Source organism: Pantoea sp. C1E2, from assembly GCF_056491465.1.
The window spans coordinates 1,434,265-1,460,626 of record NZ_JBSZHT010000002.1 but is presented as its reverse complement, the minus strand read 5'-3'; the positions used below and the strand labels follow the sequence as shown (position 1 = coordinate 1,460,626).

Annotated in this window: 23 protein-coding genes and 1 pseudogene; 11 read left to right on the top strand and 13 right to left on the bottom strand. The window is 52.7% G+C overall.

Annotated elements, in window-relative coordinates:
• Nucleotides 1-103: 103 nt before the first annotated feature.
• Nucleotides 104-1,459: an aminotransferase class I/II-fold pyridoxal phosphate-dependent enzyme gene (locus tag ACXI0A_RS07065; protein WP_476149650.1), complete on the top strand. Its 1,356-nt coding sequence runs from the start codon at nt 104-106 to the stop codon at nt 1,457-1,459.
• On the opposite strand, the gene ACXI0A_RS07060 is transcribed toward ACXI0A_RS07065, so the two are convergent.
• From ACXI0A_RS07060 to ACXI0A_RS07045, 4 genes are all read right to left on the bottom strand, one after another.
• Nucleotides 1,437-1,868, bottom strand: a complete 432-nt coding sequence (locus tag ACXI0A_RS07060; protein ID WP_224930161.1) for a GNAT family N-acetyltransferase — start codon at nt 1,866-1,868, stop codon at nt 1,437-1,439. The genes ACXI0A_RS07065 and ACXI0A_RS07060 overlap by 23 nt on opposite strands.
• Before the next feature lie 359 nt (nt 1,869-2,227).
• Nucleotides 2,228-2,437: a transcription antiterminator/RNA stability regulator CspE gene (cspE, locus tag ACXI0A_RS07055; RefSeq protein ID WP_034829024.1), complete on the bottom strand. Its 210-nt coding sequence runs from the start codon at nt 2,435-2,437 to the stop codon at nt 2,228-2,230.
• A 150-nt stretch (nt 2,438-2,587) separates the two neighbouring features.
• Nucleotides 2,588-3,160, bottom strand: a complete 573-nt coding sequence (gene pagP / locus ACXI0A_RS07050) for a lipid IV(A) palmitoyltransferase PagP (RefSeq protein ID WP_414004069.1) — start codon at nt 3,158-3,160, stop codon at nt 2,588-2,590.
• 608 nt (nt 3,161-3,768) lie between these two features.
• Nucleotides 3,769-3,852 carry a small membrane protein YohP gene (locus ACXI0A_RS07045; protein WP_085982349.1) on the bottom strand — a complete coding sequence of 28 codons (84 nt, stop codon included), beginning with the start codon at nt 3,850-3,852 and terminating at the stop codon, nt 3,769-3,771.
• A 260-nt stretch (nt 3,853-4,112) separates the two neighbouring features.
• On the opposite strand from ACXI0A_RS07045, the gene ACXI0A_RS07040 reads away from it, so the two are divergent.
• Nucleotides 4,113-4,358: a hypothetical protein gene (locus ACXI0A_RS07040; protein ID WP_008103719.1), complete on the top strand. Its 246-nt coding sequence runs from the start codon at nt 4,113-4,115 to the stop codon at nt 4,356-4,358.
• 108 nt (nt 4,359-4,466) lie between these two features.
• Nucleotides 4,467-5,549, top strand: a complete 1,083-nt coding sequence (locus ACXI0A_RS07035) for a malate/lactate/ureidoglycolate dehydrogenase (RefSeq protein ID WP_476149653.1) — start codon at nt 4,467-4,469, stop codon at nt 5,547-5,549.
• Between the two features lie 47 nt (nt 5,550-5,596).
• On the opposite strand, the gene gntT is transcribed toward ACXI0A_RS07035, so the two are convergent.
• Nucleotides 5,597-6,913, bottom strand: a complete 1,317-nt coding sequence (gene gntT / locus ACXI0A_RS07030; RefSeq protein ID WP_224930167.1) for a gluconate transporter — start codon at nt 6,911-6,913, stop codon at nt 5,597-5,599.
• A 125-nt stretch (nt 6,914-7,038) separates the two neighbouring features.
• Between gntT and ACXI0A_RS07025 the strand changes: the two are divergent.
• Nucleotides 7,039-8,351: pseudogene (locus tag ACXI0A_RS07025) on the top strand (iron-containing alcohol dehydrogenase).
• A gap of 153 nt (nt 8,352-8,504) precedes the next feature.
• On the opposite strand, the gene ACXI0A_RS07020 reads toward ACXI0A_RS07025, so the two are convergent.
• From ACXI0A_RS07020 to ACXI0A_RS07010, 3 genes are all read right to left on the bottom strand, one after another.
• On the bottom strand, nt 8,505-9,332 hold the full coding sequence (locus ACXI0A_RS07020; protein ID WP_476151132.1) for a Cof-type HAD-IIB family hydrolase: 828 nt from the start codon (nt 9,330-9,332) through the stop codon (nt 8,505-8,507).
• A 108-nt stretch (nt 9,333-9,440) separates the two neighbouring features.
• Nucleotides 9,441-9,914, bottom strand: a complete 474-nt coding sequence (locus ACXI0A_RS07015) for an RcnB family protein (RefSeq protein WP_476149655.1) — start codon at nt 9,912-9,914, stop codon at nt 9,441-9,443.
• Between the two features lie 188 nt (nt 9,915-10,102).
• Nucleotides 10,103-10,447, bottom strand: a complete 345-nt coding sequence (locus tag ACXI0A_RS07010) for a hypothetical protein (RefSeq protein WP_476149656.1) — start codon at nt 10,445-10,447, stop codon at nt 10,103-10,105.
• Nucleotides 10,448-10,722: 275 nt separating this feature from the next.
• Between ACXI0A_RS07010 and ACXI0A_RS07005 the strand changes: the two genes are divergently transcribed.
• A complete protein-coding gene (locus ACXI0A_RS07005; RefSeq protein WP_476149657.1) occupies nt 10,723-11,214 on the top strand; it encodes a 2-thiouracil desulfurase family protein in 492 nt (163 codons plus the stop codon).
• Here ACXI0A_RS07005 and ACXI0A_RS07000 read toward each other — a convergent pair.
• Nucleotides 11,187-11,426 (bottom strand): DUF1272 domain-containing protein, encoded by a 240-nt coding sequence (locus tag ACXI0A_RS07000; RefSeq protein ID WP_224930181.1) that lies wholly within the window; start codon nt 11,424-11,426, stop codon nt 11,187-11,189. The genes ACXI0A_RS07005 and ACXI0A_RS07000 overlap by 28 nt on opposite strands.
• Before the next feature lie 182 nt (nt 11,427-11,608).
• On the opposite strand from ACXI0A_RS07000, the gene ACXI0A_RS06995 reads away from it, so the two are divergent.
• On the top strand, nt 11,609-12,712 hold the full coding sequence (locus ACXI0A_RS06995) for an AI-2E family transporter (RefSeq protein WP_476149658.1): 1,104 nt from the start codon (nt 11,609-11,611) through the stop codon (nt 12,710-12,712).
• 63 nt (nt 12,713-12,775) lie between these two features.
• The gene (locus ACXI0A_RS06990; RefSeq protein WP_476149660.1) at nt 12,776-13,777 is read left to right on the top strand and encodes an AI-2E family transporter; all 1,002 of its coding nucleotides are present in this window, start codon (nt 12,776-12,778) and stop codon (nt 13,775-13,777) included.
• 1 nt (nt 13,778) lies between these two features.
• Here the strand turns inward: ACXI0A_RS06990 and ACXI0A_RS06985 are convergent, their stop codons facing one another.
• Nucleotides 13,779-16,478, bottom strand: coding sequence for an HAD-IC family P-type ATPase (locus ACXI0A_RS06985; RefSeq protein WP_476149662.1), 2,700 nt, complete (start codon nt 16,476-16,478; stop codon nt 13,779-13,781).
• Nucleotides 16,479-17,223: 745 nt separating this feature from the next.
• Between ACXI0A_RS06985 and ACXI0A_RS06980 the strand changes: the two genes are divergently transcribed.
• Together ACXI0A_RS06980 and ACXI0A_RS06975 are read left to right on the top strand one after the other, a co-directional pair.
• Complete coding sequence (locus ACXI0A_RS06980) at nt 17,224-17,847, top strand: response regulator (protein WP_476149664.1); 624 nt, start codon at nt 17,224-17,226, stop codon at nt 17,845-17,847.
• A gap of 7 nt (nt 17,848-17,854) precedes the next feature.
• Nucleotides 17,855-21,463 (top strand): ATP-binding protein, encoded by a 3,609-nt coding sequence (locus ACXI0A_RS06975; RefSeq protein WP_476149666.1) that lies wholly within the window; start codon nt 17,855-17,857, stop codon nt 21,461-21,463.
• A gap of 14 nt (nt 21,464-21,477) precedes the next feature.
• Here ACXI0A_RS06975 and ACXI0A_RS06970 read toward each other — a convergent pair whose 3' ends face one another.
• Entirely contained in the window at nt 21,478-22,104 is a 627-nt protein-coding gene (locus tag ACXI0A_RS06970; RefSeq protein ID WP_476149668.1) for a response regulator, read from the bottom strand.
• Nucleotides 22,105-22,368: 264 nt separating this feature from the next.
• Nucleotides 22,369-23,253 (bottom strand): alpha/beta hydrolase fold domain-containing protein, encoded by an 885-nt coding sequence (locus tag ACXI0A_RS06965; protein ID WP_476149670.1) that lies wholly within the window; start codon nt 23,251-23,253, stop codon nt 22,369-22,371.
• 101 nt (nt 23,254-23,354) lie between these two features.
• Here ACXI0A_RS06965 and ACXI0A_RS06960 point away from each other — a divergent pair, with 101 nt between their 5' ends.
• Together ACXI0A_RS06960 and ACXI0A_RS06955 are read left to right on the top strand one after the other, a co-directional pair.
• Nucleotides 23,355-24,284 (top strand): LysR substrate-binding domain-containing protein, encoded by a 930-nt coding sequence (locus ACXI0A_RS06960; protein WP_476149672.1) that lies wholly within the window; start codon nt 23,355-23,357, stop codon nt 24,282-24,284.
• Entirely contained in the window at nt 24,281-24,643 is a 363-nt protein-coding gene (locus ACXI0A_RS06955) for a hypothetical protein (RefSeq protein WP_476149674.1), read from the top strand. The genes ACXI0A_RS06960 and ACXI0A_RS06955 overlap by 4 nt, the downstream gene beginning before the upstream one ends.
• A gap of 158 nt (nt 24,644-24,801) precedes the next feature.
• Here ACXI0A_RS06955 and ACXI0A_RS06950 read toward each other — a convergent pair whose 3' ends face one another.
• The gene (locus ACXI0A_RS06950) at nt 24,802-25,749 is read right to left on the bottom strand and encodes a hypothetical protein (RefSeq protein ID WP_476149676.1); all 948 of its coding nucleotides are present in this window, start codon (nt 25,747-25,749) and stop codon (nt 24,802-24,804) included.
• Nucleotides 25,750-26,362 lie beyond the last annotated feature (613 nt).

The following is a 26,362-nucleotide window of genomic DNA, read 5'->3' as shown; positions in this document are numbered from 1 at the left end:
TGGCGCTGTTTATTTATTCAGCAAATAGTGCTTGAATTTGAGTCTAAAACGCGAATACTAATCTGAACAAACAATTCTTTGTTACTGAACAAATGATTTTCTTATGACGCAAACGGTAGATGTCGAGTGGCTTAGCCAACAAATAGTTGATGCTTCGGTGAAGGGGATAACGCTCACCGCTTCATCCTTGATTCGGGACGGCGAAATCGCTGTCGGCATGCAGATGCCCGCGGTGCGCGAACTGGCAGAAAGATTGGGCGTCAGCCCGGCAACCGTTTCTGCTGCCTGGGCGCAACTCAAGAAGCAGAAAGTACTGGCGGGTAAAGGACGCAGTGGCGTGTGGGTGTGTGGCAACAGCGTGCTGCCCCGTCCTATACGCTTTGAGAAGATTGGTAACTATGGCGAGAACATCCGTGCAGCGCTGGCGATGGCGTCACCCGATCCGGCGCTGCTGCCCGACCTCAAACGGGCGATCCACGCCGGCATTGCCTCGCCGGAGTTAAACAGCTATCAGCGCGAGGCGATCTCCCCACAATTGCAAGCGGCCATCAGCCCACGCTGGCCCTATCCGGCGGAAGCCTGGCTGGCCACTGATGGGGGGTTTGATGCCATGAACCTGATTGTGCAGACGCTGTTGTCGCCGGGCGATCGGGTGGTGATTGAAGATCCCACCGCCACGCGTTTACTGGATATGCTGGAAAATATCGGGGCAGAAATTTTGCCGCTGCCTTGTGATGATCAGGGTCCGCTACCCACGGCGCTGGCCACGTATCTGCAGAAATCACCGGCGATGTTTATCTATCAGCCCCGAACGCATTCGGCAACTGGCTATAGCGTGACCCAGCGCCGCAGCGCCGAGCTGGCGCGGGTGCTGGCGAACAGTAACACGATGATTGTCGAGGATGATGGCATTGGCGATCTGTCTCGCTGGCCCGCCTGGAGCCTGGGTTTCCACTTCCCGGAACGCGTCATCCACGTGCACTCATTTTCTAAAGCCTACGGCCCGGATCTACGCCTGGCGGCGTTATCCGCTACGGCAGACATGGTGAAGCGTTTACAGTCGTGGCGTAACTTTGGCGTCAGCTGGACCAGCCGTATCTTGCAGGACGCGGTGGCATGGATGCTGACAGATGAGGCCACACAGCAGAGTATTCAACAGGCGAAAACCGTTTATGCGCAGCGTCGTCAGCAGCTACTGGCGGCACTGGCCAAACGCGGTCTGGTGTTAGAGGAGCGAGATGGGTTAAGCGTGCAGATCCCGGTGGAATCTGAGCAATACGCCATGATAACCCTTGCAGCACGCGGTATTGCCGTACTGCCGGGAGAACGCTGCTGCCTTAACGGGGAACCCTTTATTCGCGTCAGCGCCTCGCTACTGCCGTTCGATCAGCTAGAAAGCATTGCAGACGCGCTGGTCATCGCCTCCGGACGAGAGCTTAAAGCGAGCCCAGATCTTTGATGTGATACCGCGGGGATTCCACATAGCCTTCACGCGAATAGAACTGGTTGGCTTTCAGGCGTGAGGCGTGACAATGCACTTCCATGCGGTCACAGCCGCGTGAGCGCGCCAGTTGTTCAGCATGGCTGAGTAACTGCTGGCCACTGCCTTTACTGCGCTCGCCTTCCGCAATGCAAAAATAGCTGATGCGGGCGAAATCACCGGGCAGTGCCAGTTGGGGAATAAAGTGCAGCGAGAGAAAACCCAGAACCTGATTGCCGTGTTCCGCCACCAATAAAATTTCGTCGGGATGGCTGCATAACTGCGCCAGACGCGTATCGATAAACTTTTCCGTGCCGCTGTATCCCAGTTCGGTTAACAGCGCACTCAGGGCAAAACTGTCTTTTGCCAGTGCCTGACGTATATTCATCCTGCCTCCTCATGAGTCCTTGCATGCAGTTATATAGCGTTGTCGCGTAAAAAGCTGCAAGTAAGGATTGTTATGAGAATGTTACTGGCAGTATCTGTGAAATACACCGCAGAATGTGCCCTGTCATCATACTGTCATCACGGCTTAAGGATGGCTTAACCTGCCTTTGCGATGCTCAAGGAAACACATCTCTGGGGCGCGTACATGAAAGATCTGATTCCACGTAGCTATGATGAAATGATGGCGTTAGGCATCGCCATGGCAGCCGTGTTGTGCTACTCCCTGACCTGGTGGCACATGTAAAAAAAGGACAAAAAAAACCCGCCATAAGGCGGGTTTTCAAAATTCTAACTGTTAACTTACAGAGCGATAACGTTAGCAGCAGATGGGCCTTTAGCGCCGTCAGTGATTTCGAACTCTACACGCTGACCTTCAGCCAGAGTTTTGAAACCATTGCTCATGATTGCAGAGAAGTGTACGAATACATCTTTGCTGCCATCTTCTGGAGTAATGAAACCGAAGCCTTTCGACTCATTAAACCACTTAACGTTACCTTTGATCTTGGACATCTATATTACCTTTACATGAAAAATGGACACTAAACTGTGTCGGCATCTAGTACAGCAATTGCGGTGACATTTGTCCAGTGCGAATTGATGAAAAAGTGATAAATATTGATTTTTTGTACCCCCTTCACACTTTTTGACGTTTTACACGCGCTAAAACTGGAATCTCAACCAGGCAAAGTAGACGTTGCCGTTGTTATAAGTGCCTGGAATATAAGTCATTTGGAAAGTGGCTGGACCATATCCTATTGATGCTAATGGTAAAACCAGTGGGACAGGGATATAACGCCAGTTATCTCTCGCTGTTACGCCTGCGGTGTAGCCTGCACCGATGTGGAAATTCTGGTCGTTCAAGGGTCGCCAGGTCGCTTCCCAACCATAACCGGCGATAGGCTCCCATTTGTTGAACGAGTCTTTGAACACCATGGCATAGATCCCATGCCAGTTACCTTTTTCATCCCAACGGGACACGCCACCCCCTGCGCCCCAGGGCCGCTCGTTATACTTTTCGATGTGCTCATCATCATAGGTCCAGCGGTTGTGCCAGGTGATAGCCGGCAGGTAAAAATCATCATGCTGCGGCTGCGACCAGGTTTGCTCAACATTGCTGCTAAAAGTATTCCACCCCGATTCAATGGCTTGCGATGCTGTGACTGCAGCAGCCGAAAACGTCATTGATAAAGTCAAAATGCCGCCCAAAAGAGCGGAAAAAATGTGCCGATTCACAAATCTGTCCTATTAAATCATCTCTTAAACTCAACCCAACCCAGTAAAAAACCCGTTATTCGGTGAGTGGGCGATTATTAGCGCTACGACTTAAAAGGGTATTTAAAAAAGCGGCTAAAAACTCCAGGTATAGTCTGGGATACAAGATTATTTGCCGATGATTTAGATTAGGTTGGGGTTTATCTGTTGAAAGGGAAATGTCGGACCGCTGGGAAAAATGCACATTAAGTGCACTTGATACGTCATAATGGCTCACAGATATAAGTTACTTTTCAGCAAGTTAACGCCGATCGTTTACTTAAGAAATAAATTAATTAAATTTATGAATTGATCTCTGCAAACGAATAAGATAAATCTCATCTTTCCAGGATGGAAAGGGAGGAACATTGAGATGACTATTCGCTGTCGACGCTGCGGCTGCGCTAAATTTTATTTCACATCGGCTAAAATGGAAGAGATGCGGAATATCTCACACCACGGTGCATGTTGCGCGGGCTGTCATAAACCTATTGACTGGCGCGACCTCATTCCTGCAGCGCTCATAATTAAAGAATATGCCGTGTCTCAGGCAGAATAACGAATTCAGGCACCTGAGGTGCCTGTTCGCGTTAGAAAATCAGTTTAAACACACCCGTAATCGTCAGTAATCCCACGATAAAAATGATGGCAATAACCCACAGAATTATTTTCATTGTTCGCTCCTTCAGTGATGAAAAATAACGCGTCTGTTATCCAGTATAGATGATCATTCTGTGTTCGCTGCGCAGTGCGAGCACTGTCACGCATCCGGATGATTGTTGCCTTCCGTTCAGTTTAATTTCTGCGAGACGGGTCGCAGGTCGCGATTTTACCCCCCTCTCCCGCTGCGCACTGCCAGCCCCTGCTGTCTAAACTTACAGCGCCTGTAGCAGGCCTCAATTGTTATCACTGCCTACGTAACAAGGAGATCTTAATGAGCACGATTAATACCAGCATGGGGCGTTATAGCCTGAAGGCAAAGGACTATGGCAACCACATCAGTGGCAGCATTGCTATCAATGATGAAGGTGGCACCCAACTCACCATGCAAGAGTTTGAAGAGCATTACCTTGACGATGTCGTCAACAATGTCATTTATCCGGTCACGGGTGGGAACCGTGAGATTACCCGCGCACTGCGCGATCAGATGGTTAAAGCGGGCTTTGAACAGCCGCATTGAGTTTTTGGGCCACAGATTGTGGCCCTTTGCTTTTGATAACGCTCACTTGCGGTAATGATGGCTTTAAGCGCAGGATGCCCTATTGAACATGACAAGGAGATTGACCGCGTGAGTGCCCTTTATCGACTTCCCCCTTCCCAGTTACATCAGTTTGTTCAGGCCATCTGGTTACATGCCGGCAGCAGCGCCGAAGAGTCACAACTGGTGGCCGATCACCTTGTCGCTGCCAATCTGGCCGGCCACGATTCCCATGGCGTGGGAATGATCCCGAGCTACATGAGTTCACTCAAGCAGGGTTTCCTGCAGCTTAATCAGCACACCACCATTGAAAAGGATGCTGGCGCGGTGCTCACGCTGCATGGTCACAATGGCTTTGGTCAGGTGGCTGCACATCAGGCGATGCAACTGGGGATTGAACGTGCAGCCAAACTGGGGATCGCTGCGGTAGGCTTACACCATTCCCACCACATTGGCCGCATCGGTCATTGGGCGGAACAGTGCGCAGCCGCGGGATTTGTCTCTTTCCATTTCGTCAACGTGATGGGCGATCCGATGGTTGCGCCTTTTAACGGCAGCGATCGTCGCTTCGGTACCAACCCCTTCTGCGCCATCTTCCCGCGTCACAATGCTAAACCGCTGCTGCTCGATTTCGCCACCAGCGGCATTGCCTACGGTAAAACGCGTGTGGCGTGGAACAAAGGGCAACAGGTCGCACCGGGCTATCTGATCGATCACCAGGGCCAGGCCACCACCGAACCCGGCGTGATGCATCAGGCACCTTATGGCTCGCTGATGCCCTTTGGTCTGCACAAAGGTTACGCCCTGGCCACGATGTGCGAAATTCTTGGCGGGGCACTCTCTGGCGGCCGCACCACGCACGATGCCACGCTGGTCAGCAGCCATGATGCTATTTTCAACTGCATGACCACCATCATCGTTAATCCTGAAGCGTTTGATGCCCCTGCGATGCAGGAAGAAGCAGAATCTTTCCTGGAGTGGGTAAAACGTTCGCCACAGAGCGGCGATGCGCCAATTCAGGTGCCGGGCGAATGGGAAGAGCTGAATCGTATCGAACGCGATCGCGAGGGGATTCCGCTCGACAGTAACAGTTGGGAACAGATTTGCGCAGCGGCGTCACAAGCGGGCATGTCCGATGAGGAGCTTGCGGCCTTCCGCGCGCTGGCGCAGTAGACCGCAGCAGTTAAGAAGCTGAGGCGCGTCGCCTCAGCTGAATTCCGTCAGATGACGTTAGCGAGCAGCAAGCAGCCCACCAGGCCACACACCGAAATGATGGTTTCCAGCGCCGACCAGGAGCGAATGGTTTCGCCAATGGTCAGATTGAAATACTCCTTAAACAGCCAGAAGCCCGGATCGTTGACGTGAGAGAAAATCACGCTGCCGGATCCCACCGCAATCACCATTAACTCTGGGCTGGCGCCGCTGGTGGCAATCAGTGGCGCCACAATCCCACCGGCAGTAATCGCCGCCACAGTAGCTGAACCCAGCGCGATACGCAGCACTGCAGCGATTGACCACGCCATGAAGATCGGCGACAGGTTAGTGGAATGCATCATATTCGCGATGTATTTATCAACGCCGCTGTCCACCAGCACCTGCTTGAAGGCCCCGCCGCCGCCAATGATCAACAGCATCATGGCGATGATTTTGATCGAGTCGGTGATGGTGCCCATCACTTCATCCATGCTACGTCCACGGTTCAGACCAAAGGTGAAGATGGCGATCAGTACCGCAATCAGCGTCGCCATAATCGGGTCACCAAAGAACTCCGCGTAAGGCAGCAGCACATGTCCTTTTGGCAGCACCATTTCCGCGACGGCACGCAAGGCCATCAGCACCACCGGCACTAACGCCGTCCAGACGCTGACGCCAAAACCTGGCATTTCGGCTTCGGTAAAGGTTTTCGGGTTCCATAAGCCTTCCGGAATCGGTTTGTCGATGCCTTTCAGGAAGCGCGCATACACCGGGCCCGCCAGAATCACGGTAGGAATTCCCAGCAGCGTGCCATACAACAGCGTTTTACCCATATCGGCATTGAACAGCGTCGCAATCGCGGTGGGGCCAGGATGCGGAGGCAGGAATCCGTGCGTCACAGACAGTGCCGCAGCCATCGGCACGCCGACGTACAACAGCGGTACGCGCGCGGATGCCGCAATGCTGAACACCAGCGGCAGCATCAATACAAAGCCCACTTCGTAGAACAGCGCGAAGCCCACCGTGAAGCCGGTTAAAACCAGCGCCCACTGAATGTGCTTTTGACCAAATTTAGCAATCAGCGTGGTGGCAATACGCTGGGCACCGCCGCAGTCAGCCAGCAGTTTCCCCAGCATGGCGCCAAAGCCCATGATCAGCGCCAGGCTGCCAAGGGTGCCGCCCACACCGGTTTTGATCGATCCAATCACTTTGTTGACGGGCATGCCCTGCATCATCCCCACCGCCAGCGCGACCAGGATCAGCGCAATAAATCCGTTCAGCTTGAAGCGAATCATTAACAGCAGCAGTAAGGCTACGCCAATCGCCACATAGAGTAATGGCATAATTTTTCTCCACTTTTGCGCACGACAGCATGTCGGCAGCGGTTTGTTTTGTAGATCCCAAAGGACAGTCGATTCGGTGACATCGATTCAAGGCATGCGGTCTGCCGCACAATGTTACGGGTATCATGTTAAGGGTAACATTGCGCACAAAGCATCAGCTGCGCGCGGTGAATTTCTGTTTTGCGAAGGTGATCAACTTTTTGCCAGGCAGTTATCAGAATGTTTGCAGCGGAGGTGTTACGGGATTTGGTTACACTAAGGTCTTTATGCCCTTCAAAAAAAGGATATGCAGGTGAGTGAGAATCTGATCGAGTTGTACAGTAATCAACAAACCCTGTTTGGACGTGGCAGCATCGACCGATTAATACCACTGCTGGCCGCCAATCCCCAACCGACGCTGCTGTTTTGTGGCCGCTCTTTTCTTAACGGCCCTGCCTGGCAAAGACTCGGCGCGGCACTCAATGACCAGATTCTGGGCTATGAAATTGTCAGCCATGAAGCCTCACCCGATGAAATTGATGCCTGGGTGAATCGCTGGCGCGGCCATGTGGATCGCGTAGTCGCGATCGGCGGCGGCAGCGTGCTGGATGCGGCTAAAGCCTTCAGCGCCATGATGCAGCATCCGCTCAACACCGCACGCTATCTGGAGAAAGTCGGCGATACGCCGGTTCAGGCGATTACTCTGCCGCTGATCGCCATTCCGACCACCGCGGGAACGGGCAGTGAGGCGACGCAAAACGCCGTGGTGACCGACCAGCAGCATATTCAAATCAAAGCATCGCTGCGCCATCCGGTATTCGTGCCACAGGTGGCGATTCTGGATGCCGATTTGCTTAAGGGCACGCCGGATAGCGTGCTGGCGACCTGCGCCATTGATGCCTTCACTCACCTATTCGAAGCGTATCTGTCGCGCAAAGGCAATCTCTTTACCCAACAGACTGCGCTGAATGGGCTGCGGCTGTTCTTTAAGGCGTGGCCAAATCTGAATCGCGACGATGCGCAAGGTGATGAAGCGCGGGAAGCGATGATGATGGCTTCCTGGTTGGGCGGCGTTTGTCTGAGCAGTGCAGGATTAGGCGTGATTCATGGGATTGCCGGTGAACTGGGCGCCATCAAGCCTTTCCATCACGGTGAAGTGTGTGGACGCCTGCTGTTCCCGTTCCTTGATGTGCTGGCTGAAACCGAAAACGCTGAACAGCAGCGGTTGATGGCACAGCTGGGGCAAGCGCTGCTACCGGACGATTCGGCACCGCCAGCATTAGCGCTGAAAGCCTGGCTGCAGCAGCAGGCGATTGTTCCATTCTGGCTGGAAGGCCCTACTCTGAGTCCCACCGACGTTGACTGGATTGTCGCCCGCGCCAACAGTAAAAACGGCTGGGTCAGTTACGATGCACCCACCATCACCGAGATGATCACCGCAGCCTGGCATGTGGCATAATTACGGTTGATTTCGACTGTGCGGGCGCGCCAAAGCACGCCCGCACACCTTCACTATCCCGCCACTTTCCAGCGCAATGTCGCGCCGCTTCATCTCGCCGCACCTGGATATGTTCAGCGCATCAGCAAATATAAATTAAGTGTCAGATGACGCTCAGTTTGCAAACGGCGGTTTGCCCGCCAGCATCTGTTCAATCACCTGCAGTACACCCTCTTCATTGTTGCTCGGCGCTTCAAAGCGTGCGGCGTCTTTCACCTTTTGCGGTGCATTGGCCATGGCGAAGCTAAAGCCGGATTGCTGCAGCATCTCCAGATCGTTACCGCCATCGCCGAACACTAAAATCTCACTGCGATCGATGCCCCAGCGTTTGCCGAGCAGATCGAGTCCATGGCCTTTGTGATTGCCAGGTACGATCAAATCCACAGATCCGTGGCCGCTGGACGTCGCCGCAGCAGAACCCTTATGCAGGCGTTCGATATCGGCCATTAAGGGCTCAACGAATTCATCGGAGAGATTGAGGGCGAACTTGAAGAGTTTGTCATCCGCGACCTCATCAAGGCTGCGAATCGGCTTCAGACGGTGGCAATAATGCCGCATCTTCACCAGCCAGCTTTCGTCGAGACCTTCGAAGTAGTAAGCACTTTCACGTCCGCAGAGGATGTACCGCAATTCAGGATAGTGCCCGTTGTGCAGGGTATCGAGCACCGCATCGATATCGGCGCGGCTGAACGCACCGCAGAACAGCTCTTCATCGCGATCGATGATCCACGCACCGTTTTCGGCGACGAAGGCAATTTCACTGGAGATATCGGGGAAGAAGGATTTGAGTTGGTAATACTGGTTACCGCTGGCGACCACAAACTTAATGCCGCGCCGTTTCATTTCCTCATAACAAGCCTGAAAACGAGCCCGGTTATACTGCTTTTTATCGTCGAGAAAGGTGCCGTCCTTGTCTACTGCCACCATTTTTACCACGGTCATCATGACTCCTTAGCGCATTGTAGGGAAAAAAGGGTCGCAGAGAGAATAACCTGGTGAGGGCAGAAAGCAGAGAGAAACACGGATGGCCGTAGCCATCCGTGAGAGAGATTAGTTGAAAGCGCCGTTCAGCAGCAGAGAGGTGATCACGCCAGTGGCGGCAGCAATCAGGACGTAATTGCCATCAACGTAAGACCAGTACTCACCGCGCGGTGGCTCCGGCAGACGACGTTCACGCCAGTCATCTACACGATAGTGCGGGCCACGGTATTCTGGCGGCATTGGGTGACCGCGACGGAAGTCATGGCCGTTCCAGGCGAAATGATCGCCGTCGTGGTGTCCATCTGGGCCGCGATGGTCGGCGTAACGATCATGATGGTCTGGGCCACGATCGGGGCCGCGATTATTGCCGTGATCCGGACCGCGATCGCCGCCATGGTCAGGGCCACGCCCATGATCCTGACGCTGGTCGCCGCCGTGCTGCTGCCAGCGTTGGTCGCCCGGGCCATCTGCCCAGGAGACGGAAGAGAACAGTGTGCTGCATGCAATAAGTGACGCAATAAGACTTAATGTTGTTTTTTTCATGATGTTGCCTCCAATGATAACGGCAGTTACTGCGCCGTCGAGAGATACTATTCACCAATCGGAAGCAAAAGAGGATTTCCAAAACTCTTAAAAACCGGAGACTTACAATACATTACTGCAAATTAGCGCTTTCTTAACGATTGTGTCTTTTCTGACATTATCTGGTCTTAAAGTGAGCGGGATTGATATTACAGGGGAAAGGAAAGAAACCCGATCGCGAGGATCGGGTGGAGAATGCTATTTCCATAAATTGCATAAAGCGGGTAAACCCTAAAAAATGAGGGTAAAACTGAAGCACACAACGCCACATCACTAGCATTGCGGGTAAACAATACCATTTTAAAATGCAAAATTCTTTTAAAAACCCCTGCTTTTCGGAAAAAACCGTAAAAATAAAACGGCTCAAAGAAATAATCTGCTGTGTGACAGTTCTGACGCACAAATAAGGTCTGTGCTCTGACCAGAATAGCTGGGGTTGATAAATTTCGCGCCAGCGTGGTGATTGAAATGAACCTTTCACCCGTGATAACCACACAATAACCAGGCAATAAAACGCAACCAAATCAATGCCATTGGTTTCACAATGCGCTTTCAGTCCTGTTTGCCCGGCAGACTTCAGCGTTATTCATCAATTTCCACGGCATTAATAAGTTAGAATCCCGGCGCACCCCAATTAATTCACGATCGTGATTAATATCGCGCTAAATATAGCGCAGCTTTGCATTGATGAATGGATGTTTATTTCAACTTCGTTGTCAGCGTTAGAATATTGGGTTACCGCGGCAATTTATTTCCGAGGGAGGGAGTCATGGAAAGAATATTAGTCAGTGCCTGCCTGATGGGATTTACGGTTCGTTATAATGGCAGCGATAAGTTGCTCTTCTCCCGCACGCTGGCGCGGTGGCGCGCCGAACATCGTCTGGTGATCCACTGCCCCGAGTTGGCGGCAGGCCTGAACACCCCGCGATTGCCGGCTGAAATTCGTGGCGGCAGTGCTGAACAGGTTCTCATGGGTGAGGCGAAAATTCTTGAATCCAACGGCGACGATGTGACACAGCACTATGTGCTGGCAGCCTGGCTGGCGTTGCGCGCCGCGCAGGAAGCGCAGTGTCGTTTTGCCCTGCTCACCGATGGCAGCCCAACCTGCGGCAGTCGGCAGATTTATGATGGCCACTTTAGCGGCGAAAAAATTGCAGGCAACGGGGTGGCCGCCGCCCTGCTGCGCCAGCACGGCATCGAAGTCTTTAACGAAGCGCAGCTGTGCGAACTCATTCAGCGCGTTGCGGAAGCCGATAAATGACGCGTGGTCGAGGCCGGATGACGTGCTAACGCCGCCGCCGGTCGCACCGGACGGCGCACCAATTCACCCTCACAGTTCGGGCAGCGGTGGTTCAGCGTGGTTTCCACGCACTCGACACAATAGGTGCATTCGAACGAGCAGATACGCGCATCAGGTGAGTCCGGCGGTAAGTCTTTATCACAGCATTCGCAGTTGGGACGCAGTTCCAGCATGGTTCATCTCCTGTCAGATTTTTTACCATCATCACCGCGATTCAGCTATTGCACCAGCCCGCTTGCAGACATCAGCGGGACAGATCGGGACATCCGATGTCCGCACGCCTTGGCTAAAAGCATTACATTCCGCGAATCACGTTCTATAGTTCAATCGCCACGTTTACTTACGAGACTATTGAATGCGTATCAAAGGCCTTAACTTCGGTTTCTTTATTGTGATTTTAGCGATCGTCACGGTCGCCTTTTTCGATGTGCTGACACCTTATTTCTCCGCCATTTTCTGGGCTGCCATTCTGGCGGTGATCTTCCATCCACTGAAGTCGCTGTTACGCCGCAAAATGGGCGATCGTAACGGACTGGCTGCCTTTGCCACCCTGGCGATCATCTGCCTGATCGTGTTCACGCCATTAGCAATCATCACCTCGTCAATGGTGGTGGAAGTCAACACGGTGTACACCAAGCTGCAGAACAACTCCTCGCAGTTCCCGGCGGTGTTTGCTGATCTGATCCAACATTTACCGGGTTGGGCACAGAGTTATCTCTCCGATCATAATCTGAATGACGCTGGCAAATTGCAGCAGAAGCTGTCTGAGTTCGCGCTTAAAGGCGGTCAGTATATGGCGGGTAGCGTCTTCCTGATCGGCAAAGGCACCTTCACCTTTACCGTCGGATTTGGCGTCATGCTCTACCTGCTGTTCTTCCTGCTGAAGGATGGCGCGTGGTTGGTCAACTTAATACTGGAAGCCCTGCCGCTCTCCACCTATGTTAAACATCATCTGATGGTGAAATTTGCCGCCGTCTCACGCGCTACCGTCAAAGGCACGGTGGTGGTCGCGGTGGTTCAGGGTGTGTTGGGCGGTCTTGCCTTCTGGTTCACCGGCATTGACGGCAGCTTACTCTGGGGTGCCTTGATGGCGTTCCTGTCACTGATCCCTGCTGTGGGTTCAGCGATTGTCTGGGTGCCTGCTGCCATCTTCTTCTTCGCCACCAGCGCAGTATGGAAAGGCTTGTTCCTGGTCGGCTTCTTTGTGGTGATTGTAGGCCTGGTGGACAACATCCTGCGTCCGCTGTTAGTGGGTAAAGACACCAAAATGCCGGACTACTTGATCCTGATCGCTACACTGGGCGGCATGGAAGTTTACGGTATCAACGGTTTTGTCATTGGTCCGCTGATTGCAGCGCTGTTTATCGCCTGCTGGAATCTGCTCTCGGGTCGTGACAACCGTGAAAATGCCGAAGAGATCGACGAAGAGTTTATCGAAGAGGGAAAAACGCGCGAGTAAGCCGTTTCCCCATCAGGCGGTTGCTCTGTTTTGGCAACCGCCGCTTACTGGAGAATCGCACCCATGCACCAGGGTTGGTTAAAATCCCTCTCGCCACTGGCACAAGCCCTGTTTTTACTCGCTTGCCTGACAATTGTGTTGTTAGGACTAAGGCTCGGCGCGCCGCTGATTAATCAGGTGCTGCTGGCCATCTTCCTCGCCGTGATGCTCGATCCGCTGATTAGCCGCCTGGCGCACTATCGTATTCCGCGCGTGCTCTCTTCTTTGCTGGTGATTGCCATCCTGCTGCTGCTGATCGTCATCACCATCATGTCACTCAGCGCCTCCGCGCCCGATCTGATCAAACTCAGCCGTCAGGCACCCAATCTGGTGGCAGCCAAGCTGCAATACCTGACGCTTTCCCTGAGCCAAATGGGCATTGCCCTGACCGCCGATGAGATGCTGGACTTTGTCGATGCCGGTGCCGTGGTGCGTTTCGTCACTACGCAGCTGTCGATGATCCCTGGCCTGCTTTCATGGTGGCTGATGGTGTTCCTGATGCTGCTGTTTATGCTGGTTGAACTGCCGCTGCTGAAACGCACGCTGCGCGCCAGTAAGCAGCACACTGCGCTGTTCATCGCGCTGGAAGAAGGGATTCAGAGTGTGATTGTTTATGCGCGGGTGAAAACGCTAACCGGCCTGCTGGGCGGCGTGATTGTCTGGGGCATGGCGCATCTGCTGGGATTAAAGTTCGCCTTCCTGTGGGGCGTGCTGATGTTTATCTTCAATTACATTCCGGTGCTCGGATCCTTTCTGGCGGCCATTCCACCGGTGATCCAAACCTTCATCCTGTTCGATATCCAAACCAGCCTGATGCTAGTGGGATTCTTTGTGGTGCTGAACCTGTTGCTCAGTTCGGTGCTGGAGCCACTGATGCTCGGCAAGCGCCTGAATCTCACCCTGACCGTGCAGCTGCTGGCCTTCCTGTTCTGGCAAGCGCTGCTCGGCATGACCGGTGCGATACTGGCGATTCCTCTCACCTTCCTGCTGAAAAAAGTCTGGCTGGCCCTGCGCCAGCCAGCGTGAACTATCGGGCGACGCGCCAGCCGCGCGTCAACTGTTTCTCGATTTCCACCAGCACGAAAATCACGGCGCTGACCGCCAGCGAGATAAACCAGTATTTGATCGGCAGGGGCTCGGTGCCAAACAGCGTATTCATCAGCGGCAGATAAATAATCATCGCCTGCAGCGCCACCAGTACCAGTGTCACCAGCCAGATGCCGCGATTTTTCAGCAAGCCTTTATCCAGTGAGAAGCCCTCGCTGTTGCGGCAGTTGAGCATATACGCCCACTGGGCAGTGACCAGCATCTGCAGCAGCACCGTTCGGATAAACTCTGGCGAGTAACCGCGCGGCTGCAGCCAGGCTTCCAGCACAAAGGCGCTAATGGAAATCAGCAGCCCAACAAAGATCACTCGCCAGATGGCGTAACCATCCATCACATGGCTGCGCACGTTACGCGGTGGCCGGCGCATGATATTTCGCTCGGCGGCTTCGAATGCCAGCCCAAATGACAGGGTCGCCGAGGTCGCCATGTTCATCCAGAGAATCTGCACCGGCGTCAGTGGCAGCAGGTTGCCCATCAGAATTGCGATGATGATCAACAGCCCCTGCGCGAGGTTGGTCGGCATCACAAACAGGATAGTTTTCTTCAGGTTGTCGTAAACGCGACGCCCCTCTTTCACCGCCGCCGCGATAGTAGCGAAGTTGTCATCAGCCAGAATCATGTCCGCTGACTCTTTGGTCACCTCGGTGCCTTTAATGCCCATGGCGATGCCGACATTGGCCTGTTTCAACGCAGGCGCATCATTCACGCCATCGCCGGTCATCCCGACGATTTCCCCGCTCTCTGCTAGCGCTTTCACCAGACGCAGCTTATGTTCCGGGCTGGTGCGCGCGAAAATGTCGTACTCACGCGCCGCTTTGCCCAGTTCTGCATCGTCCATATGCTCCAGCTGATAACCGGTGATGGCGCTGTCGCTGTTACCGATCCCCAGCATCTGCCCGATGGCCATCGCCGTTTCCGGGTGATCGCCGGTGATCATCTTGACGCGGATCCCAGCCTGCTGACAGTCGCGAATGGCGGTAATCGCTTCCGGACGTGGCGGATCCATCATGCACGCCAGACCCAGCATCATCATGCCCTCGCGCAGATCGGCGTGATCGATCTGCTGCAATCCCTCTGGCAGCCAGCGCCAGGCGGCGGCCACGGTGCGCAACCCTTCGCTGGCATAAGTGGTGATCGCGGCGTTCCAGTAATCACTATCCAGCGCTTCAGCGCCGTTCTCGCCCTGCTGCTGCTGGCACAGCGCGAGCAGCACATCCGGTGCGCCGGTCAGCAGCAGGCAAGCCTTGCCATCAATCAGGCAGCTCACGGCCATGTATTTGTAGGCCGAATCAAACGGCAGCTTACTCAGCACCTGCACAGATTCCGAGTTGATACCTGCTTTCGCCGCCAGCACCTTGAGCGCGCCCTCGGTGGGCCCACCCACTATCCCCCAGTGACCCTGAGTATCCTGACGCAGTTGGCTCTCGTTGCAGATATCCACCGTCTGTAAAAAGCCGTTAAGCAGCACCTCATCGCGCTGGCCGCTTTCCAGATGAAACTCTCCTTTCGGCTCATAGCTGTTGCCACTGATGCGCCAGTGACTGTTCGCCAGCACCAGCGCTTTCACCGTCATTTCATTCATGGTGAGCGTGCCGGTTTTATCGGAGCATATTACCGACATGGCGCCGAGAGTTTCGACCGTTGGCAGTTTGCGAATGATGGCGTGATTGCGCGCCATCGACTGTACGCCGAGTGAGAGAATGATTGAGATAATCGCCGGTAAACCTTCTGGCACCGCCGCGACCGCCAGGCTGATCACCGCCAGCAGCAACTCCGCCAATGGAATATCGCGCAGCAGATAACCGAACACGAACAGCGCGGCCATCATTAGCAGAATGATGTAAAAAATCGCCTTGCCGAGTTTATCAATCTGCACCAGTAGCGGCGTTTTTGTTTCTTCGATGGAAGAGATCATCGCGTTGATGTGCCCTAACTCGGTATCTCCGCCCGTGGCGATCACTACGCCAGCGGCAGTGCCGGAACTCACCGTGGTGCCGGAATAAGCCAGATTGAGTCGATCGCCCAGTGACTTTTCGCCCTCCAGCGCGTCGCTCAACTTGGACACCACCGTGGATTCTCCGGTGAGAATGGCCTCTTCCACCCGCAAATTGTGCACGTCGAACAAACGCAGATCGGCAGGGATTTTGTCGCCAGGACGCAGCAACACCACGTCACCGACCACCAGCTCTTCGGTCGGCACGGTAATCTGCCGCCCATCACGTAATACCATCGCTTCGTTCGACAGCATGTTCTGAATACTTTTCAATGACTTCTCGGCGTTACTTTCCTGGATAAATCCAATCAGTGCGTTGATGACAGCAACGCCGAGAATGACAAAGGTATCTACCCAATGGCCCATCACCGCGGTAATCACCGCTGCCGCCAGCAGGATATAGATCAGCACATCTTTGAAGTGCGCCAGAAAGCGCATCAGCAGTGATTTTTCGGCTTTCTGTGGCAGCACGTTGCGCCCGTTAGCCGCCAGACGCGCCTGCGCCTCTTCGGTCTGCAAGCCACTGGGCGAACTGTTTAAGCGGGTAAAAGCGCTGGCACTGTCGAGCTGATATAAAGGTTGATCAGATGAGTCTGATCGCCCGGGACGGAAAGGAACAACGGTCATAATTAACCCCGTACGGTTGATAATGAAATGAAAAAAGGAAAAGCAAAAATAAAAGCCTACTTTAATAATATTCACTGCCACCGTGATGACCGGGGTCATGTTTTTGTTAATTACACCTTCAATTGAATTAAGTTAATTGACGCTTCTGACGGGATTAATACTGACAGATGTAATCGATTCATTAGGGCTATTAGCCCTTCAAAAAATCCACAATAGAATAAATTTATTTATTCAATTAAAACAGTCAACTAACCATAGCACCACCAACACCACCGCAAGATGATGTCATTTGGAAATTATCAACATGGTGACATTTCATGACGTAAATCTCAGAGCCACACAAATAACTTTACATTCAGATGAAAGTTAAACCTTATCTAAACAAGATTGGGCTTTCACTCATCACTTCCCTAACCTCATCCGTTATCATCGCAACTCTGGTGAGCCACCGACCCTGCGCAACTAAACATTAATCGATGGCGAAAATTTTATTGATACCCTTGAATAGTCGATTAAGGTTAAGTTTCCATTATCACCCTAAGACAAAATCATTTATCACTTTTTAAAAACTCAGAAAACACCATCGTAAATATATAAATAATGCGTCAGGGCATGATATTTATCGCATCAGGAAACCCCTACAAAATAATCATTTGCGCCATTTAAACTTTACTCTTAAAATCCGTTAACCAATAAAATCAATTCTTATTAATATTCCATTCACCACAATAAACAGGACAGCCATATGAAGGAAGTTCTTATCGTTGATGACCATCCGGTGGTTCGGATGGCGTTAAGACTGCTGCTTGAAACGGACAACATGAATGTGGTGGGCGAAACGGATGATGGGTTTGAAGCATTAGCGCTGACCAAAAAACTGTCGCCGGATTTGATCATCGTTGATATCGACATGCCTTCCTACAACGGCATCGATCTGGTACAGAGGCTACGCCACAACGGCTTCAACGGCGGCATTCTGGTGCTGACCGGCAAGGACGTTGACCACTACATCAAGCGCAGCGCCAACGCAGGTGCCGATGGCTTTATTAGTAAACGCAATAATATGACCGAACTGCACGATGCCATTCGCGCGATTAATGCCGGATATGGCTTCTTTCCTTTAAATCGCAGACGTCAGGGATTACCGGATGATATTCAGGAAGACAAAAATAAAATTGCCGGCCTCTCCAGTAAAGAATTGCAGGTGCTGGTGTATTTATCCAAAGGAATGAAAGTGGTGGAAATGGCACAGCGAATGAAAATCAGTGATAAAACGGTAAGCACTTACAAACGTCGATTAATGGAAAAGCTCGACATTCAAAATATGGTCGGCCTTTACGAGTTCGCCAAACGCAATAATATCGCCTGACGCATTGATGTTGAAATTACTCCTCCTGATTGGCCTGGTACTCTGTCTGATGAGTCAGCCAGTCAGGGCTGAAGATCCACGCATTATGCAGTTGGTCAGCCGTGAACAAAATGTCCTGCTGACCTTTGATCTGCCCGACAACGACTGGCGCTGGCTGGGCGAAAAGCGCGAAGTCAGCGTCGCCATCTACTCGCCTGAAAATCCGCCATTCGATATGGTCATCGATGCCAACACGCTGGAAGGGATCTCCGCCGACTACACCGCTTTAGTCCTGCATTACCTCGGTTTGCACATCAACACGCACTATTACAGCAGTCGCAGTGCGGCGCTCGACGCCCTGCAACAAGGCAAGGTGGATATGCTGGTGGACAGCGCGGGCAGCCCGGAACCCACTGGCGCGGAACTGCTGTTAAGTACCCCGTTTGCCTCTGATTATCCTGCGATGGTGTCACGCGATAACATCATGTCTGAAATGAGTGATGATAATTCGCCGATGCAGATCGCCATGCCGCGTGGCTACCTGAGCGACGCCTGGATCGAGGCGCGCTATCCGGAAGCGAAAATCACCCGCTATCCTTCTGCGCTCAGTGCGTTGGCGTCATTAGCCTTTGGCGAAAACGACTACTTTATTGGCAATCTCAACACCGCCAACTACCTGATTGAACGCAACTACGCCTCAACGCTTTCCGTGATACGCATTTTTGAGCCCACCGATGCCGGACCGCGCTTTGTCTTTCCCATTCGCAATTCGCCGCTGTATCGGGGCGTCAATGCGGTACTGAACGCCATTCCCTTGCAGCAGCACAAAGCCATCTTCCATCAGTGGGTGCAAAGTATGCCGCCGATGATGGCGGCACCCTCTCTGCAACTCACCGATCGTGAGCGGCGCTGGCTGGCTCAGCATCAGACACTTCGCGTGGTGATGAACCCGCTTGATGCGCCTTTCACACTCAAAGACCAGCACAACAAATTTAACGGCATGACCGCAGACTTACTGCGCTTGATCCATCTGCGCACCGGCATCGATTTCACCATGGTAGAAGCCTCCTCCGTCAATGCGATGTTTGACCGTCTAAGCCGCCATGAAGTTGAACTGGTGGGATCGATTGCCCACAGCCCGCAGCGAGAAGCGCGCGCCCTTTTCTCTCGCCCTTATGTGCTGCCGCCCTATGTGCTGGTGAGCAAAAACACGCTGGGTGCGCCCAAATCACTCAACGATACCGACACGCTGGCGATCACACCTCAGCATGAACTCACCAGTTGGCTGACGGAAAATTTCCCCCACATCAAGTTGGTCACCGTCGAGAACGCCAGCATCGCGCTGCAGATGGTTAACGAAGGCCGGGTGGATAGCGCGGTGAATAACCTGATTGCCGCACGCTATATGATCGATCGCTACTTCAGTAATCGCCTGCAGATTGTTTCACGCCTCGGGGAAAACCCGGCGCGGATTGCCTTTGCTGTAGGGCGCGATAATCCGGAACTGCTGAGCATCCTAAACAAGGTGCTGGCGACCATTCCGCCGCGCGATATCTCGCTGCTGGCGATGAAATGGCAGGGCACGCCCGATGTTAAACTCGATACCTGGATGGCCTATCGTCACGAGTTCTACTGGCTGGCGGGGATCTTCGCGGTGCTGGTGATCACCTCGCTGTTCTGGAACTACCATCTGCATCGCGCGGTGCGTCAGCGCAAAGAGGCTCAGGCGCGGCTGCAGGAACAAGCCACCTTCCAGAAAACCCTGTTCAACGGCACGCCGGTGCCGATCTACGTCATCGATCACAAAGGCGAGATGACCAACAAAAATCCGGCCTGGAGTCAGTTCTTTAACGATCCACACTCCAATATCAGCCAGCTGCCACTCAACGACAGCGCGCATCCGCTGTACGCTATCTGCCAGGCGCAAATGGCCTTGCTGGCCGAACAAACGTCTTTGGAGATGGCACCGCAGCGCGGCCAGATCGACAACGGCCACGAACTGCGTGATGTGATCCACCGCGCGGTGGCGTTTCGTGATAATCACGGCAACCTCGCCGGCATGATTTGCAGCTGGCAGGACGTGACGGAACATGAACAGCTGACCCGCGATCTGCTGCAGGCCAGCGAGCGCGCCGAACAGGCCAACCGCACCAAAAGCACCTTCCTCGCCACCATGAGCCATGAAATCCGCACGCCGATCAGCGCGATTATTGGTTTGCTGGAGCTGGCGGTCGCCAACCGTCTGCAACAGCCGTGCGATAAAGAGTCGGTGCGCGTCGCCTATGAATCCGCGCAATCGCTGATGGGGTTGATTGGCGATATCCTCGACATGGCAAAAATCGAATCGGGCAAGCTGGAGCTGTCGCCGGAATGGGTGCGCTTCGATACGCTGGCGGAACCGGTGGTGCGCGTGTTTGAAGGGCTGGCGCGCCAGAAAGGATTACTGCTGCACTATCAGATAGACGTGCTGCATCCGGACGAACTGCTGCTGGATCCGATGCGTCTGCGGCAAATTCTCTCCAACCTGATCAGCAACGCCATCAAATTCACCGAGCGCGGCACGGTGGAAGTACAGGTACGCAGCAAACCTGGTGAAGGCGATCGCGCCACGCTGGAACTTACGGTGCAGGATACCGGCATCGGCATCAGCGAAGAGGATCAGCAGCTGATATTCAATCCTTACGAACAGTCCGCATCGGGCAAAAAACAGAGCGGCACCGGACTCGGATTAGCGATTTGCGAACAGATGGTGGCGATGATGGCGGGCAGCCTGACGCTGCACAGCCAACCGGGGCGCGGCACCCGCATCTGCGTGCGCATTCCGGTGGATTGCCGTGAAGCGGTGAGCGCGCCGGTGGAACCGATACGCCAGCAAGATGCCTGCGGCCTGCCGTTAACCATCCTGACGGTGGATGATCATCCTGCCAACCGCCTGCTGCTGAGACGCCAGCTCACCCGACTGGGACACAAAGTGATCGAAGCCGAGGATGGCGAACAGGCGCTGTGGTTGTGGCAGGAAAACCAGATTGATTTGGTGATCACCGATTGCAGCATGCCGGTGATGGATGGCTTCACCCTGACGCGCGAACTGCGAAAGAAACAGCGTGAACCGCTCACCATCATGGGGCTGACCGCCAACGCCCAGCCGGAAGAGCGATCGCGCTGCCTGGAAGCAGGCATGGATGACTGCCTGTTCAAACCGTTGCGCCTGCCGCAACTGGAAGCGCTGTTGCAAAGGGTTCCGCGCCCGACAGTTGTGCCCTATCCCGGCCATGTCGCACTGAATCATCTGCTCGATCTCAATGCCCTGCGCGAACTGGCCCATCAGGACAACGAGATGCTGCAGCGCCTGCTCAGCGCCACCCGCGATGAAAACCTGCAGGATATGCAGGTGGCCTGCGCCTGTTTCGACAATCGCGACTGGCCCGCGCTGGAACGCAGCCTGCACCGTCTGGCAGGTTCGGTGCAGATCATCGGCGCAGTCTCGATTGCCGATCAGTGCCGCGAATTAGAGCAAGCCTGTAGCGCCCCAGCCGATGAACGCCATCTCGGCCAGATGCTCGATGAAACGCTGGGCTGCGTGCATGTGTTGAATCAGGCTATCGAAACCTTTCTCAAAGACGAGTTCAGCGCATGAACCGCCACTGCGCCTCAATCCAGATTGTGCCGCTGGGCAAAATCGAGCACATCCACCAGGTTCTTTAACTCCAGCTTCATCATCAGCCGGCTTTTATAGGTGCTGACGGTCTTATCGCTGATATTCATGCCTCGGGCGATATCCACCACTTTCTCGCCGCGCGCTAGCTGACGCAATACATCCAGCTCTTTCGGCGACAGCTCATCAATTTTTCGCTGATCACTGCTTTCCTCATCAAGGTGCGAGCCCTGACGAGCACGATTCATCGGGAAAAAACCGTACCCTTTGCTAATGGCGCGAATCGCATCTCTCAGCTCCGCCAAATCTTTGCATTTACTCATAAATCCGTTGGCACCCGCAGTGGCGCAGCGGCGAATATAGTGCTCGCTGTCTTTGCCGGAGAGCACCAGAATGCCCATCTCGTGCCCACTTTGGCGCACGCGCTTAATGACATCGATACCGTTGAGCACCGGGATATCAATATCAATAATCACTAAATCCGGCTGCAGCTTTTTCACAAACTGGATGGCCTGAATGCCATCGCTCACTTCGCCCACTACTACCCGATTATCTTCTTCAATCAGTAACTTGAGCGCTAATCGCGTGATTGGATGATCGTCAACAATCAGTACCTTTTCCATTTTTCACCCCGTCCCGCGCATTGACCGATAAATTAGAGCGGCTGGGTGAATTGACGTGCGTCATTAACCGTCAGGCATCAGCTTCAAATTGACTCTTCCTTGTCTCGCCAGCCACCACTCTCCGAAAACGATCCCTTAACGGTTATATCGGTGGAAGTGGGGATCGCTAAAATAAATGCGTGTGGGGTGTGATGGGACGGAGATGTGAGGAGGAATTTGTGCCCGGCCTGTGTTGCGGGAATTGCTGGCCGGGCACGCGAAGGGTTACTGATGCTGGCGAATAAAACGGGCGGCGGTATCCAGTGCGTGATGCGCAGCATCCAGGCGGATATCCCGCTGAAACACGTGGTGCATGCCTTGATAGATATCCAGCTGCACTTCACCGCCCTGCTCAGCTAATTGAGCCGCTAAACGCGTTGCGTCATCCAGCAACAGTTCTTCGGTGCCAACCTGAATCATCAGCGGTGGTAAGTGGCTGTATTGCGCAAAAAGTGGCGAGGCACGTTGATCCTCCGCCGATGCGCCCTGCAAATAAGCCGCAGCGGCATTCTGCAGGATCGATGGCTGGAAAATCGGATCGTGCATGTTGGGATCGTTAAATGAAGCGCCGCTGAAGGTCAGATCGATCCATGGCGAAAACAGCACGGCAGATCGGATTTTCTGCACCAGCTGTGGATGTTGCAGCGCCACCAATGACAGCGCAGCACCCGCTGAATCACCCACCAGCGTGATATTTTCAATGCCGCTGTCTATTAGCCCTTTCAGTATCTCAATCACCCTGTCCGGCGCGGCCGGAAATGGTTGTTCCGGTGTCAGCGGATAGTCCAGCACAAAGGTTGAATAGCCAGTGCGCACCGCAAGTTGGCTGGCGAATCCGCGATAGGCCTGCGCGCTGCCGAGCATATATGCCCCGCCATGGATGAACACGATAACCTGCTCGGTGCGTGTCTCCTGCGGATGCAGCCACCAACCCGAATCCGCGACGTGCTCACAATGCACGCTTGCTGCCAGCGGTGTCTCCGCAGTCATCTCGTCGTAGTACTCACGCATGCTGCCGCTAAAGTGCTCGCGATGCGCTTGCTGTTCGGCCAGTGAATGCTGCACCTGCAAACGATCGTGTTCAGTTAAGGAGTGCTGTGCCTTGTTCATAAGTTGCTCCGGTAAAAGGGTGTGGAGAAACCTTATGCCATTCCAATTTTCGCAACTAGCTGGCTTAATGGAATACCTTCTATTCCCATTAGGACTACTGAATGGATCGACTTGATGCTATCCGGCTGTTTCTGCGCGTGGTCGAGTGCGGTAGTTTCTCCGCCGCCGCCAAAGAAGCTGGTATCGGCCAATCTGCAGTCAGCAAACAGATCGCCGCACTGGAGAAGCAGTTCAATCACCCGTTACTGAAACGTTCCTCTCGCGGCATCGCCTTAACCGACGCAGGCCGAACCTTTTATGACGGCGCACTGCGCCTGCGCGATGAATTCGACCAGCTAGAATTAAACGTCAAATATGGCGCGGATGAACCGGCAGGCACGCTGCGTATCTCTGTAGCACCGGTATTTGGCCGCTTCTACATTGTGCCGCGCCTGCCTGCGCTGCTGGCACGCTATCCGGCGCTGAATTTGGAACTGCGCGTCTCCGAGCGGCATGTGGATTTGATTGAAGAGAATATCGATGTCGCCATCCGCCACGGCGAACTGCAGGACTCTGCTCTGACGCAACGCAAGCTGGCCGATGGCCCGCTGATCACAGTGGCAAGCCCGGATTATCTGGCGAAGTATGGCGTGCCCGCCTCACCAGCTGAACTGAGCGAGCACCAGTGCATCTCGTTCAATGCCGGACGCGGCATGCATCCGTGGCGGTTTGTGGATGGGCACGGTAAGTCGATTACGCTGATGCCTCAAGGGCGGTTTCAGAGTAATGATGGTGAGCAACAACGCGCCGCTGCACTGGCGGGGTTGGGGATTACGCAGTTTCCCGCCTGGCTGGCGGGACCGGATTTGGCTTCAGGGGAATTGGTGCCAGTGCTGGAGGAATTTGCAGTGGGATCGATGCCGGTGAGTGCGGTGTTCGCAACAAAGCAAACGGCGAATAGCAAGGTAAGGGTTTTTGTTGAGTATTTGATAGGGACGTTGGGGGAGGATTTGCCGTTAGTGGCTGGGGATGATTCTGGGAGGTTAGTGTGAAGCCAAGTTTGGAAGAGGTGATTGAGTTTGTGCGTGAGTTTTCGGTGGATCACAAGTCTGTGATTACTGAGCATACCCTGCTGGATGCTGATCTGGGTATTACCGGAGATGATGGAGTTGAGTTGCTGGAGGACGCGGAGAAGAAGTTTGGGGTTTCGTTTGTGACCGAGGAGAGATCGATTCAGGAGACTTTTGGGCTCGGGGATAATGAGTATCTGTTTAATTCTGAGGGGCTGGATCTGTTGGGGATTGGGCGATTGGTGAGTTGGTTGAAGAAGGAGCCGCGTTCAGTGGTGAAGGATTTGAGTGTGGGGGAGTTGTGCCGGGTTTTGGGGTTATTAAACGATAAGATCCGATAATTTATGTCGGATACAGGTTGTTTTTTAATTTCATATCTTTCCCCATTAAGATTGCAAAAAATTTCAGACATAACCATATGAAGTATTAGTTCCAGCCCCCCATAAAACGGTTTAAAGGTAAATACGCTGATAATTTCTTGATGATGTCTTTAAAAAACTTATTCTTTGAACCATTTAGGCATTTTTGATTGACTTACAAGCACACGCTTGAAGGCGTCTTGATTTTTATCGTCCTTAATACAGTTGATTTCTTCAAAACCCCAGTTCCCATCACGATTGGAAAAATAGACCGTGTATTTATCAGCATTAAAACCAAAATAACGCTCTACTGGATTGCTTATATTTAAAGAGCCACAAGATGCATTAGTGTGCCATTCACTATTTGTTGCCCAATCCAATGAAACCACTAAAAAGTTATTAGCCCAATGAAATACAGCAAACGATAAAAATGATGTGAGTAACAAAACCCCTAAAACATTCATCACCTTATGATCTTTGAATTTATTTGACACATACATGAAAAAACCATACGAAATTGGTTGCAGGATAACAAAAAACCAAAGCGCGAAAAATGCAGACTTCCATCCTAATTCCAGGAGTGGAGAGTCACTAATATCCATGTTACTAAACTGCAAGAAATAACTTGATGCATAAGCACTTGTAAAAAAATACAGCATAGGAACGCCACCGAAAAACAATGGTTTGAATTTATTTATAATAACATCATTCACACGCCAGAGATCATAAAAAACAAATGCGCCCCCAATGATTACCGTAATAATAAAGAGCAAGAATAACCACCTTGCCAACCATACATACTCCATATTTAGCAAGAATAAAGAAAACGAAAATAAAAGCCAAGAAAATAAAGATATACCACCGGATATTTTCCTTACGGCATCATCATTATTTAGGTGGATAAAGTATCGCACAATGATTCCAATCTTATCCTTATTAAATAAAGATAGCACCGCCGTAATAAAAAGAAGAACTAATAAGAATGACTTCTTGAATAAAAATGGCTGTTCAACAAGAAAAGGATTAATTATTAAAAATGAAGACAAAATAACATAAAAACCATATCTTTTTATTTTATCGAAAATCACAACAATCCATCCTTAGGTTATTTGATATAATGTAAAAATATTTAACTATGCACTTCTTCCCTCATGCGATCCCTTAAACTCTTCCCTAATCATCTCCAGAGCCCTCCATCATTGCGGCACCATCCTCCATTATTCAATATGCTCAAACTTATAGATAAAAGCCGTCCGCACGACATTGCGCTATCAACGACTCATTTACCCCTCAACCACATCTCGCGACCTTCGCTTCGATGCAATAATTGGCCTCGCCTGAATTTCAGATGCGCATTACCATTTCTGAAAGTGGCAGATGGGAAGTAAGTCACCCTCTAGTATAACGGGTACGACGTATTGACTGTGTAGTTCATCTCGATCGTTACGCAATCGTCACCAGCCTCTTTGCGAGAACGCCTTTCAGTGGTCCTGCCGTCGCGCTCCGGGTTCCATGTTCCACCTCATTTCCGAACCTTCATCAAGGATGGTCGGGCTAAGTTTTTGCCAGACAATTTCATTCACCGACTCGGCTCATCTTCCCAGCACAGCAGGATGCGTGCCTTCGACTTGATGCTGTCGAGGTTGTGGCACTGTTCAATCATTCGACGGTGTTCATCGTGGAAATCGACTGCCGCCCCCG

Coding starts and splice junctions, on each gene's coding strand:
- ACXI0A_RS07060 (WP_224930161.1), bottom strand. CDS start 1,868: ATGAATATACGTCAGGCACTGGCAAAAGACAGTTTTGCCCTGAGTGCG.
- ACXI0A_RS07005 (WP_476149657.1), top strand. CDS start 10,723: ATGGAAAGAATATTAGTCAGTGCCTGCCTGATGGGATTTACGGTTCGT.
- ACXI0A_RS07065 (WP_476149650.1), top strand. CDS start 104: ATGACGCAAACGGTAGATGTCGAGTGGCTTAGCCAACAAATAGTTGAT.
- ACXI0A_RS06960 (WP_476149672.1), top strand. CDS start 23,355: ATGGATCGACTTGATGCTATCCGGCTGTTTCTGCGCGTGGTCGAGTGC.
- cspE (WP_034829024.1), bottom strand. CDS start 2,437: ATGTCCAAGATCAAAGGTAACGTTAAGTGGTTTAATGAGTCGAAAGGC.
- ACXI0A_RS06965 (WP_476149670.1), bottom strand. CDS start 23,253: ATGAACAAGGCACAGCACTCCTTAACTGAACACGATCGTTTGCAGGTG.
- ACXI0A_RS07015 (WP_476149655.1), bottom strand. CDS start 9,914: ATGAAAAAAACAACATTAAGTCTTATTGCGTCACTTATTGCATGCAGC.
- ACXI0A_RS06980 (WP_476149664.1), top strand. CDS start 17,224: ATGAAGGAAGTTCTTATCGTTGATGACCATCCGGTGGTTCGGATGGCG.
- ACXI0A_RS06990 (WP_476149660.1), top strand. CDS start 12,776: ATGCACCAGGGTTGGTTAAAATCCCTCTCGCCACTGGCACAAGCCCTG.
- ACXI0A_RS07020 (WP_476151132.1), bottom strand. CDS start 9,332: ATGACCGTGGTAAAAATGGTGGCAGTAGACAAGGACGGCACCTTTCTC.
- ACXI0A_RS07000 (WP_224930181.1), bottom strand. CDS start 11,426: ATGCTGGAACTGCGTCCCAACTGCGAATGCTGTGATAAAGACTTACCG.
- ACXI0A_RS07045 (WP_085982349.1), bottom strand. CDS start 3,852: ATGAAAATAATTCTGTGGGTTATTGCCATCATTTTTATCGTGGGATTA.
- ACXI0A_RS06975 (WP_476149666.1), top strand. CDS start 17,855: ATGTTGAAATTACTCCTCCTGATTGGCCTGGTACTCTGTCTGATGAGT.
- ACXI0A_RS06970 (WP_476149668.1), bottom strand. CDS start 22,104: ATGGAAAAGGTACTGATTGTTGACGATCATCCAATCACGCGATTAGCG.
- gntT (WP_224930167.1), bottom strand. CDS start 6,913: ATGCCATTACTCTATGTGGCGATTGGCGTAGCCTTACTGCTGCTGTTA.
- ACXI0A_RS06995 (WP_476149658.1), top strand. CDS start 11,609: ATGCGTATCAAAGGCCTTAACTTCGGTTTCTTTATTGTGATTTTAGCG.
- ACXI0A_RS06985 (WP_476149662.1), bottom strand. CDS start 16,478: ATGACCGTTGTTCCTTTCCGTCCCGGGCGATCAGACTCATCTGATCAA.
- ACXI0A_RS07040 (WP_008103719.1), top strand. CDS start 4,113: ATGAGCACGATTAATACCAGCATGGGGCGTTATAGCCTGAAGGCAAAG.